This window comes from Alcaligenes phenolicus (assembly GCF_032063905.1).
Lineage (GTDB): Bacteria > Pseudomonadota > Gammaproteobacteria > Burkholderiales > Burkholderiaceae_B > Alcaligenes > Alcaligenes phenolicus.
This window is the reverse complement of sequence record NZ_DAMBOE010000007.1, coordinates 236,421-254,587: the sequence shown is the minus strand read 5'-3', so window position 1 is coordinate 254,587 and position 18,167 is coordinate 236,421. Positions and strand designations below refer to the sequence as shown.

The window sequence follows — 18,167 nt, the reverse complement described above, 5'->3', positions numbered from 1 at the left end:
AATGGTTTGGGACTCTAACAGCAACTGAGGTTCCAACTATTCTGACAGCGGGGGGGCGAGACTTGGCGCAAAAGTTGATGCGCAGCAAACTAGGTCGCGCCCAGGCCGACCACTTACGCCTGGGTGCCTGATACCGGCCAAACAACCGCTTTGACAGCAGCTTCAGAAGCAGCGACATCAATCTGATCACGCAAGCCCTGACGCACACCGATAAACTGCTGGGTCATCTGCAAAAACAAGCGCACTTGTGCCAACGTCTTTTGACGCATTACGTCCAAGGAAATGCCGCGTGCGGCTGCGATGCCATCCAGATAAGGGGTCGCTGCCGATGGGTCTGTGGACCATGCCAGAGCCTCTGCCTGCTGCACAGGCCAGGTCAAGCGCTCAGTCGCCGGATAACCTGCAGTCAGCTCCAGCACAGCGCGCTCAAAGCCTGCATTCACAACCGCCAATTGCTGCTCACGCAGTTGCTCCAGGCTTGGCTCCACCTGAGGCCCAGGCTCGACACTCAACCAGGAAGGCAGTACACCAAGACCATCATACGTCTGGTCAAAGTAGGATTCGCCCAAGGTATAAGGCCCATCTGGGGTATAAAGCGTAGATTGACGATTGTCATCTACCAGTTGCCACTCCCCGGTACCTTCGTCCCCAAACTGAATATCCAGCTTTTCCAAGCGCGATACCCAAAGCGCTACTTTGCCGACAGGAATCGTGCTAGGCGGAGCAACAGCAACGTCGCCAAATCCCTTCTCTTGATAAGGAGACTGGCCGCAAAACAGGCCATGAGCATCAGTTTGAAAATGAGACATAAAAAAACTCCTGGCCACATCGTGGTGGCGTGAAAAATTAAAAAAGTGACTATAGGACTGCAAATGCGAGACTGCTAGGAACCTCCCAAAAAGAAACTGTTAGACGGGAGAAACATGATGTCTACGGTTTGAGATCAGGTGGGAATATTCATACTTTAGATAGAGCAAAGCTTGGTGCCATGGGGATTAGCGCATCGATTGGCTTGGCTGAATCAATGGATAGCGGGATTATTTATGGCTTTGTTCAGACAGGAAACGGGACTGAAACACGCTCAGCTAATACGGGGCTATACCCACGTATTCAAATTTGAATGCGTGGGTGAAAAGCGAGATTCATAGGTCGTGTTTCAGTTCCTCCCGACGAGGTGGTAGGTAAAGTGCCGCCTGGCTCCTCATAGTCATAAGAATCAACGGCCGAACCATAAATGAAATATCGAGTACCGGTACTTCCCTCAGGAGTCGGGGCCAAGTGCGCATGTGTCTTGAAGCCTTCAGCCTGCTTGGTGCCTAACACCCTCGCATTTGCAGCGAAGTGGCCACCTGACTGCAGATGAGAAAGGGCCGGGTCCTGTACAAGTGGACATGACACAATCTATTGGTGGTATTGGGATCATTAATTGCCGACCCATCGAATAAGTTATATAGGGTCCCTGTGCCGCGACACATTATGCGCAGGGGGGCTGACGGCTATGTTCTTCAAGCCATGTGAATTTTGATAGCTCTCGTGCGGTAGGTAGAGCAAGTGAAAATCGCCTGACCGATACGACTCTTCCTCGCGTTCAAATCTGAATGCGAGGGTGCAGTGAAGTGTTGACAGGGCGTGTTTCCACGCTCGATCGAGCCACCCGTTTAGAGTCAAAAGAAACCGTAGATGAAAACCCAGCACCAGTCATACGGTAGGAATTTTCTACTGGGTTTCGCTCCTCTAGAAATACTCCAGTAGAGGGAACACCCCCGATCATTTCAGCGAGTCTCATTGAGCCTACTATGCGCTCTACTGCGTCATTTTGGCTACTTCCTAACAGTCTCGCATTTGCAGTGTCAGCGTCAGTTCCTGTTGCACGGATGAACTGGTCACGCAAATCAGGCAGACGGAAACTGCCTGCAGAGACTCTGGAAAAAACAAATGCGCCCTTCTTCCAATCGCCGGGAGCGACGACGTGACCGTTTGCCTCTGCCCAGGCAACCAGGGCCACGAAGCGTGTATTGGTTGGAGCAACAACCTGCCCAATTGCATCCACTTCATCGGCACGGGCATCCCTTGATGTCCCCCACACGAAACGACCAACGTTCAGGCTGGCGTAACCGGTAAACGAACCGATGGTTTGCCATTGCAAAAGCTGCTGGCGGTCAATTGCGTAAATCACTGGACCTTCGTTAGTCTTGGGTGCAGTGGCAAACGTGGGAATAGAGGCTGATTTATCGGCCTTGGAGTCAGGATCAAAGTTTTTGTCGTGCCAGATTTTGCAGGCGGCACGATATTCCTTCTTGCCCGACACTCCACCGTTTAGATAGAAGTTATCAGTGTAAGGATCGGTGGACAGACGCAAGCCTGCATTCAAGGACGAGCCATAAGGCATATCCAGGAAGAACGAGCCTCCACCCCAAGTCGTAGTACGGTTCTGGTAGTACCACCCAAATGGGTTGACACTGTCTCGGCCATTAACCGGATTGACAGTGCCTGCGCCCAAGCCATAATCCCCAACAGCCAGCGCCCGGTTCCATGCGGTGTACTCTCCGGATCGCCGACCGCGCCAAGCCAGCTCACCATCAAAAGACGCATAGAGCTGGCCACCACCGGAACCCGACTGACGGTGGAATACCACCCCTTGATTAGTCACACCGGCGGGTAAATTGCTGGCGGCTCCTTGTGCATTTGGCACGTAATACATGCCAGCTCCCACGTCCAGCGTATTCAAGTTCTCCGCCGGCCAGGCATCGGTCGTTGTATCAGCGCCGGCTCTGCCCAGGCCAAATGCACCCACCGTCAGGATCTTGCCGGCGGTGGTATCCCGGGCCGAGGACTGCAGGTTCAGACCGAGGCCATAAGGAGTCAGGGCCTTGGACTTGATCGTCCGGGCAGCGGCTTCCGCATCACTGGCATAAGCCGTCATACCCTTGACCGTCGCACTCGCATCGGGCGTCGCTGCCGTCAACAGTTTGTTCAACCCCAACAGATCATTTGCGCCGAGGGTGACCTTGCGCGCACTGGCAGCGGACTTGAACTGCCCCCACAACCAGGCAAATTTTTCATCATTCAGTTGCTGCAGTTTGTTGAACTGTTCCACAGAAGGCGGGGTCGAGCCGATGAAGGCCCAGCCCAATTTGTATTGATCATCTTGCAGATCAATTACGCCGCCAGTTTGGCCCCATTTATATTCAAAGCCAGAATAAAAATTCACTACTGCCATGTTCACACCTCATAAAAAGACCGTCCGAAGGCGGTGGCTACCAACACGCGTGCGTGGTTGGCAATATTGGTTGTCAAATCACTCGTGCAAGCATCCCGATGCCAAAGCCATAAAAGCCCTGGCTGGTAAAGCCGAACGGTTTGTCATTGGACCCTGTCAATATGTGGACCCCAACTCCAGCTGCCGCAGGCACCCACTGATAAGGGTCGGCCATCAAAGGGTTGTTAGGGCCAGGTAGAGCGCTGATCCAGATATTCAGCTTGGCGTTACCCACATCTTTGATGCGCACTTGGGAGACATCAAAAATCGTCTTCAAGGCCGCAGCAATTTCCGGGGTCGTGCCGTGCCCGTTGTTGACAGCGATCTTCCAGTACAGGATTCGGCGGTACTCCGGATCCAGAAGCTTGCTGGAGCCCGATGTCTCGCTTTCATGTTCACGGCGAATACGCGCCAGATCGAAGCCAACGGTAGCGGGCTGACCAACAAAGCCAAAGAACTGCACATAAACCGAGTTTTCAATCTCACGAGATTGCCCCACGATCTGGCCAATGCCATCCAGTTGGCGACCCACCGCAGCATCCAGCCAGCGCTCATCATGCAAAGCCTTGAGCTGATGATGTTCAAGCGGTCCATATAAGGCTCGCACCAAGGACTCCAGCCTTGGGGAACCACCGTATTGGTCCAGAAAATTTTTCCAGGCAATATCGGCATGATCTTGTTCCAGATTCATCACGTCACCTCAATCCGACTGGCATCAAACAGCGCCTTTTGGGCATCCCCGATTTCGATATTGGCTGCTTTGTAATCAGCGGGGCGAGGCACAAAATTGGGGTCCGTGGAATAGGCAAGTTTCAGATCCACCTGCGCAATGCCCTTGGTGCTGTAAATCAGACAAAAGAATCGCTGGTGGCGTACATCCAGACCAATCGTGTGCTCTTGTCCGGTCGCCAAAATCGCTTTCTCAATCTGTCCAAAACCATCTGGCGGAAAAGCCTGCTCGTCTACCGGAAGCAAGCTCACGACTGCCCGCACCCACACATACACAGGCTGGGGCCGATCAAACTGAATCAGCTGGATCCCTTCTGACGTATCCAGCGCTTTGGTGACTGCACCATTGGTATCAATGCCGCCGCTCTTGAAGCGATAAATCGCATGGGCAATATCATCATCAAGGCCACCATCAGCAATCACATGCACACTGTGCGGCTTGCGTCCGGCGGTATCAATTTGATCAGTTTGATTGTTGAAAACCCGGATATCACTAATCCCGGGAACCTCGTTAAGAATGTTGGGACCGATGCTTGGTAGCGTAGCTGCACCAAACCGGAACACACCCAGGCGATAGCGCGCACGCAACTGAGCGTCTGTTTCTCGCTGATGTCCTACTGCCCCTTGCTGCAAATTCACGACCCGCGCCCAGCCGGGAACCAGTGTCACGATCGAATCCAGGTCCCCGGGTGCGGCCATCTCGGCGATTGCTTCCACCGTCTCAGTCAACACAGGCGAACCAATCTCTGCGAAAGACAGGTTGCTGCTTAGCTGGACACTGACTGCCAAGGTGGCCACAGCAACCAGACGGATAGTGGCGCCGTCACTGGCGATCTGCATGCCGCTAGGCGCCAAGGCCGCCATCAACCCAGCCAGGACAGAAGCCATGGTGGCTCCAGCTCCACTGGTATAAACATAAGGCGTCCCGTCCACCGTCACCGAATAGCTGGCCGAAGGCTGCACAAGCGGAGCAATCCGTAAATCTGCAGCGGCCTCCGCACCAATAGTCAAGTCCTGTGTTGTGCGCCAGATCGTTTGCGTACTGCGGTGACGAATCTGCGCACTAGCCGGAATTTGGGTGCCCTGCAGACCATACGCCACGACATACACTCGACTGCGCTCTGCCTTCAGGCGCTTCACTCCTGAGAAAGACACCGCCCGGTCCAAGGAGACTCCACTGGCTGAACCCGGGTACATGGCGTAGTACACCCCCTCCCCCATTTCCCACAGAGCCGCTTCACGCTCGGCAAACGTGTCGATCAATACCCCCGTTACCGAATCCGGCCTGGTTTCCATATCATCAGGCAAGCCGCGAGCACGTAAATTGCGGCGCAGCTCTTCTATGATTTCCATCCGGATCTCTGGTAGGCGCGGACGCACAAACCCCTCCGGAGTCACACCGTAATCAGCCATTTTTAAAAATCCTATTGGGTGACGGTGACCGTAAGCGGGCCCGCGTCTGTTTGAATTTCAGGCAATGTGATCCGGGCTCGGCGCGCAGTGGCATTTAGCTCAATCTGCACCATGGGCACAGCAATCACACCTGGGACGGCACGCACTTTAGCGCGCACAATATTTTCAATCTCGGCCCGATTAGGAGCCTTGACCATGATTTTTTCCAGATAGGGGACTCCCCAGCTCTGGTCCAGGAACCACTCACCCAGAAAGGTCAGCAAGGTGACGGTAATTTGCTGACGAATTCGCGCAGCACCATCGATCAGAACCAGATCCTGCTCTTGAGACAAAGCCAAATCATGGCGAGCATTCAGTTGCAAATCCCATGTCATTACACTGGCCCTCCCGTTGTGCCACCACCGGTTTGCACACCGCTATGGCGATGATCCGAACCGATATTCTTGCCGTTATGCATAATCTTGCCACCATCAAAACTGGCACCACCACTGATGCTGATTGAATTTCCAAAGCCACCTGAGCCAGCCATCCCAGCGGTGTAGGTCAGCAAGCCGTTGACGGTGACAGGGCTATCAAAAATGGTTTCCTGGGCAATGACATGCTGGCGGGGTACGCGTACGGTCAAGCTGCCATCCGGCGCAAGCTTCATGGAACCAGGGCCATATTGCACTGTCAGATTTTCCGTATCCGCCACTGGGCCAGGACGCATGACAGGCGTAGCAAAGGCATCGCTCAAATCAAATTGACGAGGATCGTCAGGAGCCTGATCCGAGCCCGAAAGCCAGTTTTCCAGACTGCGTTGAGAAAAATGCAAAACAACGGGATCGCCCGGCTTCAAAGGAACCGTAATCATGGCCTGCCCCCCATCGGCAATCGGCCAGCACACGGGCACAGCGACGATCAGCGGTGCAGCCAAGGTCTGGCCATTGGCCAATTGCTTGGGCAAAGCTGGTTTTGCAGTCACGGTCTTGCCGTCATAGGCCTGGACCACACCGGGCAAGCAGACATTAATGTCCGACAAAATAGACGTAATGAGCTGATTCATGAGCTGTCCTTCTCTTGAGGTGCCGCGTGACGATCCAACAGCTCCATCGTGGTGTGCCAGTTTCCAGAACCATTCCAATCACCCGAGTGCTTGAGACTTTCCACCCGGAACCAATCCACGGCCTGGCGGCTTTCCAGTTTGACCAGGTCACCAGGGTTCAAGCTTGGCAACAATAGAGACGTGACACGCCAACCGTCAGCCTGCTGACGTTCAGACCTGGTTTTTACATTGCCTTTGCTGTCTGCCTTTTCCTTGGCGCTCTGCCGTATCCGTTCAGGATTACCCAGCAAACCACTCTCTGGAGACAGAACAAACCCCTTGCGGGGCGTTATCCCGCAACGTTCAATAACTTGCAGTTCACCATTCTGGATGGAGTACTCCAGGCCGCTTCCCTGCACGACTTTATGCAAGGCCACCCGGGCGGCCCCATAAAAACTGAAACCGTTTTGCCAGACCCGATCCGGTGCATCATCAGCCATCACCAAGGACAAACCCATTTGAAAAGCAATGTCCTCAATAATCAGCCGAGCTCGAACACCGGCCCCACACCCCAAACTAACGACGGTGTCTCGAATTTGCGCAAAACCATCCAGCACCTCCAGCTCGGTCACGACCTCCGCGTTCTGAAAGCTGCTTGCCCCTTGCACCACAGTTCCGTAAGCCAAGAGCAAAGCCCCCTCTTCCTGTTCGTAACCCGCATAAAGAGCGACCACATTATCGGGTTCCACAATGGCCTCACGGGTATGCGGGCTCAGATTCCAGACACTGAGCTTGATCTGGTTCGGGGACTCGCCGGTATCCTTGCTCACTTCGAACCTCATGCGCAATGGCGGAGCGATTTCCACGCCTTTTTCCCCAGGCCGCCCCACCAGCAACCTGTACGTTCTATCGAAGCGCGCCATACTCTTGCCTGCTCAAGTAAAAGAAAGTGGCCTGACCGATCAGAAAGGAGTCTCGCTTCAGTTGCAGTTTTTCATCCTGCACATCCACCACAAACTCTCCGGCAGGCACATTCAAATGCCGGAACTGATCCAGCAAAGGGGTATTTGGCACCAATACCAAGCCACTCAAAATGCTTTTTGTATGGGCATCCTGCAGCCCCAGAACCCAGATTTGGGCCTCGCTGTTCCAGTTGAAACTCAGAAAGTAGCTAGCCCCTTCCAGACTGGCTTCAATCACAAAGCTGTTCTGGTCAACCAAGGGAATTTCAATCATGTTCCACTCCCTCCTTGCACTTTCAGATTGCTGGCAGGCACACTTTGAGACCGGGTATCACTGACTTTGCCGCCTGCTGCCCCTGTCTGACCCGCCTTGTCCTCCACGGAGGGCGCAACCTTGTCCGCAGGGATATCCGCCTCCCTTAACTGGGCGACAACAATCTTCTGAAAGCTGCAGACTACATCCAGCTTTTCACCTTCACTCTTGCGAGTGATCGATGCTTTGGTCATCGCATAATTCTGATAAATATCAGCCCCAGTCACGATAGTGATGGGCTGACGTCGCTCATGAATCTGGCGAAGTGCATCCTTGGCAGCAATCAACTTGGATCGGCCACCACTGAAAAAGGTGTAAATACTGGCGGCGGTAATCACACCCGACAGACTCAAAGTCTCCGGTTCCTGGGCAATATGGTCCGAAATGACCGAACCATCCTCAACCGCATATTTGCTGACGCTGGCCGTCAGCTCAGTTTCCTCCGTCAGCAAAGCATCCAAAGGAATACTCCCCAGCATGCTTTGCTTGCCAGCCAGATCAAATAACAAGGTTACAAATGCCATGATGAGCACCCATAAAAAAAGCCGCTCTGCGGCGGCGAGTCTGCGTTAACCCCATCAAGGGCGCAAAAAGAAGCAGGCTCAAGGGGACATTTCAGTATTAGGGGCACGCGAGCTCAAATCCTGATTTGAGTTCGCAAACCCATATTGCTGCGCTGCTTGGCCTACGGTATCTACAATCTTGTCAGCCTGGTCCTTTGTCTGCACCGTCACCATCATGGTTCGATTGTCGGTGTACTGCCCCCCTGTCACGGTACTGGACACTGGAGTCGCCGTTTCAAAGCCAAGAGCACTCTTGACGCCATCGAGCGTCGCCCAACTTGGTAGCTCCGGCACCATGGAGGAAAAGAAAGCCCCCACTTTGGCAAACTGCTCTTCAAACCAATTGAACATGCGCGTGAATGTGGCTTTGATCTCTACCCAGGTCTGCTCGGCTGCCAGCACGAACGTGTCCCAAAAGTCTTTCGCAAAACTCACAATCTCGTCGCGGTAACTCAGGATCAGTACAACCAGTGTCACAATCAAGGCCGGAATACCACCGATCAACAGCACCAGGCCTGTGACTACGGTGAGAACCGCTCCCCACTTTTCAATCCATGAGTCCACAGTCTCTGCTCCGCCTCCCAGCAAATCCTTGACCCATACCAAGGCACCACGAACGGCCTCAATCTCCCCTTGCCACTGCTCGGATCGACCAATAATCGAGCCCAGTACAGAATCCCCTCCCTGGAACCAGGAAATCACATCCTGAACGACCAGGCTGATGGCTTCCACAATAATCATCCAGCGCAAGAAAGGGCGGACCGCTACCCACAGCTCCTTAGCTAACACCCCGGCTACGCCGACCAAGCCACGCAGCATTTGCGTCACTGACTGCCCGCTCCCGAGCAGTGCTCCCATCTCAGCTTCCAGCTTGCGCAGCCCCTGTGCGGCTCCAACCAGGAAGAACAAGTGTGCAATCTGCTCAAGATGGTCACCGAGCACTTTCAACGCGAAACTTAACAGCTCAATCACACCTGTCTGTTGCTGCAGTACCCCGCTGACCCGCGCTAGCTTGTCCGAAAACTCGGTCAAAGCGCTGGCCAATGAAGCTGGCAATTTTTCCACGTCTCCACGCATGGTGTTCAACTGACTACCAAGCGCGGACACCATCATGTCAGACGTAATCAGGCCTTGCTCAGCCAACTCAAACAGATTCTGGCGAGTGGCTCCCAAGGCAGGATTGGTCTTGTTCAAGCCATCAAGCAAGTACGTCAACATGCGCCGGTTATTGGCCAACATGTTCTGAAAGCCTTCTCCGCTCAGCTTCCCATGAGCCAGGTCTTTGGCAAACTGCACCATAAAGGCGCTGGTTTGTTGGGGGTCCGAGCCACTGGCTGTCAAGGACAGACCCGTTGCAGCCACCATATCCAGGCTGTCCTGGGCCCCCTTGCCTTGGCTTTGCATAAGCGGATGGATACGCAGAAATAAATCAGCACTTTGCGCAAATGGCTGGCGCGCCTGCCCGGAATCTGCAGCCAAACGCTGGTCAATAAACTGATGTTCTTGCTCACCCTGAGAACTCATTGCGAGCTGCGCCTGCACCAGGTTGAACTGGTCACCTGCCAGCAGCACATCCTTGACCGTATCAAGACCCACATTTTTGGCAATGGTTTGCTTGATAGCCCCGGCCCAGGAGCCGGATGCCACTCCCCTGGCTGCACCCGATCCTATGGTCTTGCCAGCTTGCGATGGGTCCAAAGAGCGAGCTCCCACCCCAGGTCCACGAAAGCCGCGCACCACATTACCCACAGCCAGCTGAGCGCTTTTAGCGCCACGCTCAAGCGCATTCAAGGCACGACTTTGCTCAATGGACTGCCTGGCCAACTTCGCAAAGTCCACCGCATCCTTTTGAAGGCGCTGATACCATTGCACATACGCCTTCAAGTCGGACAAGTCCACCTGGCTGCGCATCTTTGCGACAATTTCACGGACATTTGTCATTACTTATTCACTGTGCTTGCTGCTTCCAAAGCAGCAGCCTCAGCGTCCATAAGGTGGTTTAACTTGATCAAATCCAGCAAAAGCACTTCCCGTCGGCGGATCTCGCCGACGGTTACTTTGCTGGCCATCACGGGACGCCAGATTAAAAACTCTCTTTCGAGTTCTGGCTGATAGCTCCCAACGGGCTTGCTGGCAGTTGGCTCAGGTCCAGACCAGAACGGCTGAGCCAACGCCCTAAAGGGGAGGCAAAGTTCACCTTCAACACATGGAACAGCAACTCCAGAATATCGGTGAACTCCTTGAAAGCCATCGCACGCGCCGCCGCATCCAGACGCATATCTCGACCGTTCATCGAGACAGCCACGGAGTCGGCGTTAATCAAGCGATCCGTCCACTGTTTGAGCTGACGTCCACTCAGCTTTTCAGACAGCTTTTCAATAGCGCCGGTCATCAACACTTCCGCCTGTTCCGCTTGCGCCCCCAGACTCAGAGACAACAGTTCCCCCACGGCTGGCAGGAGGTCTTTTTGCAAATCACCAAAAACCTCCAGCGCTTCAAAAGCATCCATCGGGGTGATCAAAAAGATGGTCTCGTTGACCGTCACCTCCACAGGTCGGGCCATCAGTCATTCCCCCCGTTGGTGAAGCCACCCACTGCTTCCAGGGTCCATTCCCGGTTGCCGATCCCTTTGGCAAAAGTAGCGCTAGCTTTCTTTTGTACCCAGGCCGTACCAGTAAACAAGGTACTGCCACGCAGGTCCGTAATCAGGATAGGAAATGCACCAGCACCACCAGAGAGGCGGTCTACGTCGCACAAGGACGACAGTACGTCATTAGAGCGGCTGGTCTGTTGCAGGGTGATCTTGATGGTGTGCCTCGGATCATGGCTGATCGAGCGCGATACATCGCCGTAGACACCCACCGAGCTGCTTACACCATCCCCTTGAGGCTCAATACTGATGAAGGTGTCATCGGCAGGGCCAGTGACGGTATGTGCACCCAGCACACATTTAACTTGCTTGGAATCGTAGCTTTTCAATTCATAGGCCATTTCAGGCTCCCAAAGAAAAAGCCCGGCGCTAAGCCGGGCTGGGTTTATTACCAAAAGGGACGCTTACGCCCCTGGGTTACAGGGCGTAGCTCAAGCTACCCTTGATTTCTGTTACGTGGATGGCACCAGCCAGACGAGCCGTGAAATACACGTCACGCAAGACACGATTCGCCTTGTCATTGAAAGAAACCTGGCTGCTGCGTGGCAGGCTCAGGGTGTAGCTTGGGACGATACGATCGTTCTCGTCCAGCTCTTCAGTCGCAATGCCACCACGGCGCACATTCAGGTCCAGAGGGGCACGAATGGCATTACCGATCATCTGGATACCATCGTCGGTGAAGGCCACCTTGCCATCTGCATTGATCATGGCCGAAACGACCGACACTTTGATCTGCTCGACCAAGGCGTCACGCAAGCGAATAACGTCAATCCATTCACCCGCCGCCGTCAAACCACCTTGGGTCACCGCAAAGTTACGGAATGGCTCAAAGGTGGAAAAGTTCTTGCCATGCGCCACCAAAGCCTGGCCTTCGCTCAGCTCGTCATAAGCAATGCCGGCCAGTTTTTTCAATGCCCAGGTTTCCTGACCAGGGTAGTAAGTGAACATGGAAGACATCAAAGCGGCTTCAGGGTACTGAGTTGATGCAGCGGCACTGTAAACGCCAAAGCTGCGGAAGTACTGCTTTGCCTGCAACTGGCTGGCCAAATCATCAGTCGAATCAGGATCGATGATGCTCGCATCGGCCGATGCCGTACCAAACAACTTCTCATTGGATTCGGTCCAGGCGGCAGCCGACAGCACATCTTCTTTGGCACGGCTGGTAATAACCAGGCCATACCAGTTAAAGGGACTATTGGCGATTGTGGACAGAGCCTGAGTCACAGTCTCGGTACCAGGCACCACCTGCATGGCCAGGTTACCTTGAGGCTGAACAGCCAGAGCCGTACCGGCTGTTTTGTTCTTCACCGTCACCACTGCTTCAGCGGCAGTAGCCGTCACAGGAGCAGCTGTTTGTGCAATCGCGCTAGCCAAACCCGAGGCAATTTCTGCCACCGTGTCTGCTTCCAGCGCCTTGTAAGATGCCTGCGCATCCAGCTGTTGACCCTGCTCGTCACGCCAGCGCAACTGAACACGGTAGTCGGCATCAGGCACAGCACGGCTTACCGAAACCTTGAGTTCGTCAACCTGACGACGACCAATAAAGACCTGACGTACGGCAGGAATCTGCGCGAAAGCATCGCGCGCAGCCCAGTACAAGGGATCCGTATCTTGCAGTCCCATGTCCAGCAGTTCATCCGCACCGGTAATGGTCATGGCGCGTGCCGTCGAAAGCACGTGACTGCCCAGAATCAGCATGTCGGAAAAAGATTGTTCATTGATTGCGGTCGTACGCAACGCAATATCAACGTTGGCGATCCGAGATAGTTTTGCCATCGGTGGCTCCAAAAAGAAAAAAACCACCTGGATCGGTGGCTAAAGCGATAAAAACGCGTTTAAAAAAATACAGGCCCAGAACGGGCCTGCCTGGTCACTCACGCGGGAACGATTCCCCTTTCACTTCCACAAACTCGATCACGCCTACCTCGTCATCCATGCCAGCCGTATACAGCACATCCAGATCCAGACGAGCATGCGCTTGCCCCTGCTCGGCCTGGTCCTGCTCTACCTCCAAGCGCACAGCGCGAACAACGGAAATGTTCAGTTCCTCGCTCAAAGCCTGCAAAGACTCGGACTCCAGTGACAGATGCACGCGCTCCAGAATGCTCCAGCTATCAGTCGCAAAGCAGCGCAACTGAACCAGCGCCTGATAATGCGCGCTGACGCGACGAATACCAGCCTCATTAACCCGTCCGTGATGGCTAGGACCAGGACGACCTTGATTCATGGAGAACACAAGATAAGGCATGGCAGGTAGCTGCCCCTCATCCACAGGTTCGCGAATCACCGTATGCGGTGCTGCCGCTCTGGTAATCAGCGTATAAAAATCGTCTTGGGCATTGCTCATAGCGGTTCGTTTCCTGGCCTGGGCAAACAGGCCGACACAGTGATCAAGTAAGTGCATCAAAAACAAAGAGCCTCCTTGAGCGGGACATAAAAAAACCCCGCAGCAATTTCTTGCTCGGGGTTGTTTCGTTTGCATTGGACGCAACTTTGCACGCCCATTATTGCAATTGCGCTTGCAGATTCATAGCGGACCATGTTGCAGACTGCAACGCCAGGCGTAAAAGGCAGAGGTTTCACCCTCTTTGATCTTGTCCACCTGGCCAGAATCCTGCAGTTGCACCAGCACGCGCTTGACGCCTTCGCGCATGGCGTTGCGTTGGGCCGTGGACAGCTCCATGCCTTTGCTGACGTGCCGGACAATCTGGATCATGCGGAACTCTCGTCCCGGATAGGCCGCTAACAGGTCTATGACTTCGGCTGCATACTTCACCGCAAAATCTCCTTCTCGACTGTGATTCTGAAATCCATCAAATGGCGGCGGTAGTCCTCATCCCGAAGAACCGCGCCCGTAATCTGCTTGATCCATAAACGGGCTGTAGCCTGGCGTTCGCTGGCGGTCAAATGACCATACTGAGCGTTCTTGCGCGGGTACTCGGCCTGGATGACCATGGCTTGGTAATGCGGCAGGCGCTGGTAGAGGGCGTCAACCGCCAAAGCGTGGTCTTGATGTATGGGCCGAAAGTCCTCTTGCCAAGGAACGTAGCGTTCCATATTGCCCACGGTCTGCCCGGACCAGCACCAGCGGGCCCAGTTCCAGAGCAAATCGTCACCGCTCAGGCCCTGCTTGTTTTCTGCTTTGATTGTCATTTGGGTTCCTCCCTCAAGCCCGATGAACGGTGATGCCGTGCATCCGGGTCAGCAAAATTCGTTTGATGCTTTGGAACAGGCTTTCTGTATCGCCGCTTAGCTGCACAATGCGATCGCCGCTACTGTTGTCCGTGTAGGCAAAATCCGCGATATAGCAAATCCTGCCGGCAGGTATCAGGTGGCTGAAAAGCCGTGGCACCAGACTCCAGGATGGCTGCTCTACCAAATGCCTGATCTGGCCGTTCCGCTGCAAAGCCAGCAGTTCTCTGTAGCGATGGGCAGGTGCTCCGGTGATCACCTGATGCACCTCTTGATGAAGCCGTGTTGTCAGATCCATGGCTGGTTCACTCCTTGCCCAAGGCTGCTTTGGCCATCTTCAGCACAGCCAAGGAACACCCTTCCGGACGGGCCAAGATCCGATTCGCCCAGACTCGCGGGTTCTTGTTGGTGTCGCCTGAAATCACCTGAGCCAGGTCTCGCACGCGTTGTTGCCCTTCCCTGCGCCCTTGTTCCCTGTCTTGCGGGGAGGTCAGGGCCAATCGAGGCGGCGGGATTTCTGCCCACTGTCCTTTGGCCAATTGATCAGCCAGAACTTTGTGCCAGCGCTGCTCCAGTTGCGTGTAAGCCTGATTCAGCAAATCAAACTGCCCGATACTGATTGCCGCGTGATAGATCGCCGGGTGCGACCACTCGCCCATTTCTCCTCGCACTCGTGCCTGCATGCCACGCACAGCCTGGAAGAAGGCCGTTTCCGGTTCCAGTTGAGGGCGACACGCACGCAGGAACTCCGGCAAGCTGGGTGGCCAATCAAACATGCGACGGCAATTCTTGATGCCTAGTGCCACGTCGTTGGGCGAGACGCCTTCCTCGTCAAAAGCTTCGGCCCAGGCCTGTTTCCAATCTTCAATGGCTTGCTTGTCCCGAAAGTTGGAACGGAACTTGTTCGGATAAATGCCATTGAGCCGGTTGTACAAATGGTCCATCAGGCTGATGCCTTCCAGCTTGGTATGACGCAGCAGCCAGGGGTTGGAAAAATCAGATATCGATGACATCGTCTATCTCCTCGCGTTGCCGATGACGGTTCACATAAGCCAGGGGATCAAAGCCCGACGCCTGACCTGCACGGGGCTCGTTGCGCCCTTCCAGCCAGCTGGCCTTGCCCCCGCGCCAGCCACGCAACATGCACTCGGCCAGAAAATCATCCACGCTGTAGCCCATCTCCAAAGCCCGGTGGGCTTCGGTGCCCAGGCGGTTCAGGGCGGTTTGCGTCAAGGGCGCTTTGATCTCGCGACGATGGCGCAGATAATCCGCCACCACGTCTGCGCTGGGTTCGGCAGGCCAGGCAGAAAACTCCAGCGCAGGAGTCCTGCGACGCACGTTTGTTTTTTCTTTATCTTTTTCTGTATCTGTATCTCCTTCTTTATCTGTCTCTTTATCTAGCGCGTTACCCGGCCGTTTCAGTAACGTTACGGACGCGTTACTGCCCTCCTTACCGTCTTGTTCCTGTTTTTTTCTGGCCCGAAAACGCGCCACCCGCTCAGCGCTGCTGTCGGATTTCATCTGGCGCTTGTCCCACGCCAGGGGCTGCAAAGTTTCCTGATCGATCAGGCCCACTTCGCTTAAGCGGCGCACCACATCGTCCAAGGTGCGCAGGTCCAGCCCCAGCTTGACGGCGACCTTGCGCAGCATCAGCGTGTCTTCGCTGTCGAGCACGCCCTGCCCTTTAAGGCAGAGCAAGGCCACGTAATGCCATCTGTCCTCGAAAGCCAGCAGACGCAACTTCTCGTCGTCCACCATCTCGGTATAGGCGCGAAACCACGGCATATTGCTCATAGGCACGCTCCTGACTGTGTGGGCCACCGACAAGCAAACTCGTGTCGATGGTTATGAATACGTGTTTTCATGGCACCCCCGCCTGAAAAACCGCACGCCTCTGATGTGTTTGCAAAAATATGACGCGCAGCAGGACCCCTGGCCCAAACAGGCCACGAACATCCGATTGATAGGCAATGCCCCAAGGGCACAAGAACTGCGTCACCCCATGACGCAGTCGAACTGTCAGGCATGGCCTGCAAGCCAAACCCGTCGTAAATGCTTAGATATTTCTAGAGCTTTCCTTGGGTGCTGGGGCAGGCACCACCGGGTTCATGTGATGGAAGACCAGTTGCCAGACGCGCGGTATGACACCAGCCTTCTCCCATTGAGATATGCGACCTTTGCTCAAGCCCGTGATACGCAATACGGCTCGGCGACCGCCCATTTCTTCGATGATGTGTTTAGCGTTCATGCATTGAGTATAGATAGTTCTAAACGTAAAGAAAAGAAATATCTAAACCTATGTTTAGTTTTTTCTTGTTTTAATGTCGGGTATGGATATTTACTCGATTCGCCGCAGAAACCTGCAACGCCTGATTGAAGACCGCGCTCACGGCAACGCGGCTGACTTTGCGCGCTCTATTGGGCGCACACGGGCGCAACTGGCCCAGTACCTGTCATCCACTTACAACGGTGGGCGCAGCATTGGCGAACGAGTGGCGCGGGCCATAGAAAAAGAAGTGGGTCTGGAAGCGCATAGCCTGGATCAGCAAGGCTATGGTTTTGGGGCCAAGCACGGTTTTGACTCCAACGTGCAAGACGCCATGATGGGCGAGCGGCGTATCCCCCTGCTGAACTATGTGCAGGCAGGTGTGTTTCGGGATCCCGGTCAGAACTTCACGTTTGAAGAAGTGGAATATCTGCTGACGGACCTGTGTCTGTCCGAGCGTTCCTTTGCCTTGCAGATCAAGGGCGATTCCATGTTGCCGGACTTCAAGGAAGGCGACCGGATTATTGTCGATTGCGAGCTCACGCCCCGCCCCGGTGATTATGTGGTCGCCAAAAACAGCGAAGAGGAAGCCACCTTCAAGAAATACCGGCTCTTGTGCATAGATGAAGGTGGACAAGAAATCTTTGAGCTGGTGCCGCTGAACGAAGACTATCCTTCCATTCGCAGCGACCAGCATGCTATTGAAATCATCGGCACCATGGTGGAGCACCGGAAATACTATCGGCGTTCGTAAAAAGCTGGCAGCGCAGGCTGCCTTGCATGATACGGCTTAACGCTTTTTCATTTCCTGATCGACCTTCTCCATCCAGGCCTGATCACAAGGGACGGGCTGTGCTGAGCGCTGACCATACAAACGGATATGCACCACGTTGCACCACTCCTGCGAGCCGTAGTCGGGGCCATGCCCTTGTCCATCGGAGACAGCAAGCTGACGATCCACCTTTTCCAGCCAGGCCTCACTGCCGACTTTCTCGGTGGGCGCCGTAGTTTGGCAAGCGGCTAACAATAAGGCGGGGGCAAGCATCAAGATTCGCATGACAATATCCAAATAAAACCTCTGCTATAACAGAGCATCAAAAAACTATTATTTTTTAATGCTCCTTTTATAACAAGACCATTGGGGACTCAAGCTCGTTCCTGGCATGTGAGACAAGAATGAAATGGCTGTTCCTATGCCTGATCATGGCATTGCTACCTCTGAGCACGCAGGCAAGAAACACTCCCTGCTCAGGCAAAAAAGGCGGTATTTCCCACTGCGAGGGGGAAGTCTTTGTCTGCCGTGACGGTTCTGCCAGCGACAGCAAGCGGTCGTGTCCTGCGTACACCGGCACTGCAGGACAAAGTTCGCAGTCCAGGCCACAGGCGCTGCGATCCAGCAGCGCCTGCCCCTGCTCCAGTGGAACCTATTGCACCGGTCCTCGTGGAGGGCGCTACTGCGAAACCAGCACAGGTGGTAAGCGCTATCAGCGCAAATAAGGGGACAGCCTGCAGCACTTGCTTAGCAATTGCCCTTTTTAGCCTGACCGGGTGGACAATGACGCTGCCCGTATCCACCGTAACCATCCGGATCCACAATCACCGAGCCCCTGGGCGTATGGACGGCACAGGCGGAAAGAATAGCTGTCATGGTCAAAGCCAAAATAAGTGTTTTCATCATTATTCTCTGGGTTTTAGACGCGCTCATTGTGCTCCAAGGATACACAACAAGGTGCTACCAATCGCGAGCAAATACAGTTGAGCCTACAGATGCTTGAATCTCTTGCTCCAGCCGTGGC

General features: G+C 54.4%; 24 protein-coding genes. 2 read left to right on the top strand and 22 right to left on the bottom strand.

All coding sequences use genetic code 11. The annotated features are described in order from the left end of the window. Positions 1–113 precede the first annotated feature (113 nt). From U2949_RS15290 to U2949_RS15195, 20 genes are all read right to left on the bottom strand, one after another. Positions 114–809: a hypothetical protein gene (locus U2949_RS15290; RefSeq protein ID WP_321288615.1), complete on the bottom strand. Its 696-nt coding sequence runs from the start codon at positions 807–809 to the stop codon at positions 114–116. Positions 810–1,588: 779 nt separating this feature from the next. After that, on the bottom strand, positions 1,589–3,220 hold the full coding sequence (locus U2949_RS15285) for a pyocin knob domain-containing protein (protein ID WP_321288613.1): 1,632 nt from the start codon (positions 3,218–3,220) through the stop codon (positions 1,589–1,591). A gap of 73 nt (positions 3,221–3,293) precedes the next feature. Then, complete coding sequence (locus U2949_RS15280) at positions 3,294–3,950, bottom strand: baseplate wedge 1 family protein (protein WP_321288611.1); 657 nt, start codon at positions 3,948–3,950, stop codon at positions 3,294–3,296. Then, entirely contained in the window at positions 3,950–5,341 is a 1,392-nt protein-coding gene (locus tag U2949_RS15275; RefSeq protein ID WP_321288610.1) for a hypothetical protein, read from the bottom strand. Before U2949_RS15275 ends, U2949_RS15280 begins: the two co-directional genes overlap by 1 nt. A 71-nt stretch (positions 5,342–5,412) precedes the next feature. After that, entirely contained in the window at positions 5,413–5,775 is a 363-nt protein-coding gene (locus tag U2949_RS15270; RefSeq protein ID WP_321288608.1) for a hypothetical protein, read from the bottom strand. After that, positions 5,775–6,446, bottom strand: coding sequence for a Gp138 family membrane-puncturing spike protein (locus U2949_RS15265; protein ID WP_257723207.1), 672 nt, complete (start codon positions 6,444–6,446; stop codon positions 5,775–5,777). Before U2949_RS15265 ends, U2949_RS15270 begins: the two co-directional genes overlap by 1 nt. Continuing rightward, on the bottom strand, positions 6,443–7,348 hold the full coding sequence (locus tag U2949_RS15260; protein ID WP_407654194.1) for a phage protein: 906 nt from the start codon (positions 7,346–7,348) through the stop codon (positions 6,443–6,445). The genes U2949_RS15265 and U2949_RS15260 overlap by 4 nt, the downstream gene beginning before the upstream one ends. Continuing rightward, complete coding sequence (locus U2949_RS15255) at positions 7,332–7,661, bottom strand: phage baseplate plug family protein (protein ID WP_257723209.1); 330 nt, start codon at positions 7,659–7,661, stop codon at positions 7,332–7,334. The genes U2949_RS15260 and U2949_RS15255 overlap by 17 nt, the downstream gene beginning before the upstream one ends. Continuing rightward, entirely contained in the window at positions 7,658–8,224 is a 567-nt protein-coding gene (locus tag U2949_RS15250) for a phage baseplate protein (protein WP_257723210.1), read from the bottom strand. Before U2949_RS15250 ends, U2949_RS15255 begins: the two co-directional genes overlap by 4 nt. 78 nt (positions 8,225–8,302) lie before the next feature. Beyond that, a complete protein-coding gene (locus tag U2949_RS15245; protein ID WP_321288604.1) occupies positions 8,303–10,204 on the bottom strand; it encodes a tape measure protein in 1,902 nt (633 codons plus the stop codon). Beyond that, positions 10,204–10,332 carry a hypothetical protein gene (locus U2949_RS15240; RefSeq protein WP_257723212.1) on the bottom strand — a complete coding sequence of 43 codons (129 nt, stop codon included), beginning with the start codon at positions 10,330–10,332 and terminating at the stop codon, positions 10,204–10,206. The genes U2949_RS15245 and U2949_RS15240 overlap by 1 nt, the downstream gene beginning before the upstream one ends. 14 nt (positions 10,333–10,346) lie before the next feature. Beyond that, positions 10,347–10,826, bottom strand: coding sequence for a phage tail assembly chaperone (locus tag U2949_RS15235; protein ID WP_257723213.1), 480 nt, complete (start codon positions 10,824–10,826; stop codon positions 10,347–10,349). Continuing rightward, the gene (locus U2949_RS15230; protein ID WP_257723214.1) at positions 10,826–11,254 is read right to left on the bottom strand and encodes a phage structural protein; all 429 of its coding nucleotides are present in this window, start codon (positions 11,252–11,254) and stop codon (positions 10,826–10,828) included. Before U2949_RS15230 ends, U2949_RS15235 begins: the two co-directional genes overlap by 1 nt. 76 nt (positions 11,255–11,330) lie before the next feature. Beyond that, entirely contained in the window at positions 11,331–12,689 is a 1,359-nt protein-coding gene (locus U2949_RS15225) for a DUF3383 family protein (protein WP_321288600.1), read from the bottom strand. Positions 12,690–12,783: 94 nt separating this feature from the next. Then, positions 12,784–13,260: a phage neck terminator protein gene (locus tag U2949_RS15220; protein ID WP_321288598.1), complete on the bottom strand. Its 477-nt coding sequence runs from the start codon at positions 13,258–13,260 to the stop codon at positions 12,784–12,786. A gap of 180 nt (positions 13,261–13,440) precedes the next feature. Beyond that, positions 13,441–13,689, bottom strand: coding sequence for a hypothetical protein (locus tag U2949_RS15215; protein ID WP_009459904.1), 249 nt, complete (start codon positions 13,687–13,689; stop codon positions 13,441–13,443). Then, entirely contained in the window at positions 13,686–14,066 is a 381-nt protein-coding gene (locus U2949_RS15210; protein WP_035275325.1) for a hypothetical protein, read from the bottom strand. Before U2949_RS15210 ends, U2949_RS15215 begins: the two co-directional genes overlap by 4 nt. Positions 14,067–14,079: 13 nt before the next feature. Continuing rightward, positions 14,080–14,403: a hypothetical protein gene (locus U2949_RS15205; protein ID WP_257723217.1), complete on the bottom strand. Its 324-nt coding sequence runs from the start codon at positions 14,401–14,403 to the stop codon at positions 14,080–14,082. 7 nt (positions 14,404–14,410) lie between these two features. After that, entirely contained in the window at positions 14,411–15,118 is a 708-nt protein-coding gene (locus U2949_RS15200; RefSeq protein ID WP_321288594.1) for a replication protein P, read from the bottom strand. Further along, the gene (locus U2949_RS15195) at positions 15,102–15,899 is read right to left on the bottom strand and encodes a hypothetical protein (RefSeq protein ID WP_051316390.1); all 798 of its coding nucleotides are present in this window, start codon (positions 15,897–15,899) and stop codon (positions 15,102–15,104) included. The genes U2949_RS15200 and U2949_RS15195 overlap by 17 nt, the downstream gene beginning before the upstream one ends. Before the next feature lie 16 nt (positions 15,900–15,915). Between U2949_RS15195 and U2949_RS15190 the strand changes: the two genes are divergently transcribed. Then, positions 15,916–16,482 carry a hypothetical protein gene (locus tag U2949_RS15190; protein ID WP_321288592.1) on the top strand — a complete coding sequence of 189 codons (567 nt, stop codon included), beginning with the start codon at positions 15,916–15,918 and terminating at the stop codon, positions 16,480–16,482. Further along, on the top strand, positions 16,436–17,125 hold the full coding sequence (locus U2949_RS15185) for a LexA family protein (RefSeq protein WP_088453217.1): 690 nt from the start codon (positions 16,436–16,438) through the stop codon (positions 17,123–17,125). Before U2949_RS15190 ends, U2949_RS15185 begins: the two co-directional genes overlap by 47 nt. Before the next feature lie 36 nt (positions 17,126–17,161). Here the strand turns inward: U2949_RS15185 and U2949_RS15180 are convergent, their stop codons facing one another. Together U2949_RS15180 and U2949_RS15175 are read right to left on the bottom strand one after the other, a co-directional pair. Next, the gene (locus U2949_RS15180) at positions 17,162–17,428 is read right to left on the bottom strand and encodes a hypothetical protein (RefSeq protein WP_035275328.1); all 267 of its coding nucleotides are present in this window, start codon (positions 17,426–17,428) and stop codon (positions 17,162–17,164) included. 462 nt (positions 17,429–17,890) lie between these two features. Beyond that, a complete protein-coding gene (locus tag U2949_RS15175; protein ID WP_266140775.1) occupies positions 17,891–18,019 on the bottom strand; it encodes a hypothetical protein in 129 nt (42 codons plus the stop codon). Between the last annotated feature and the right edge of the window lie 148 nt (positions 18,020–18,167).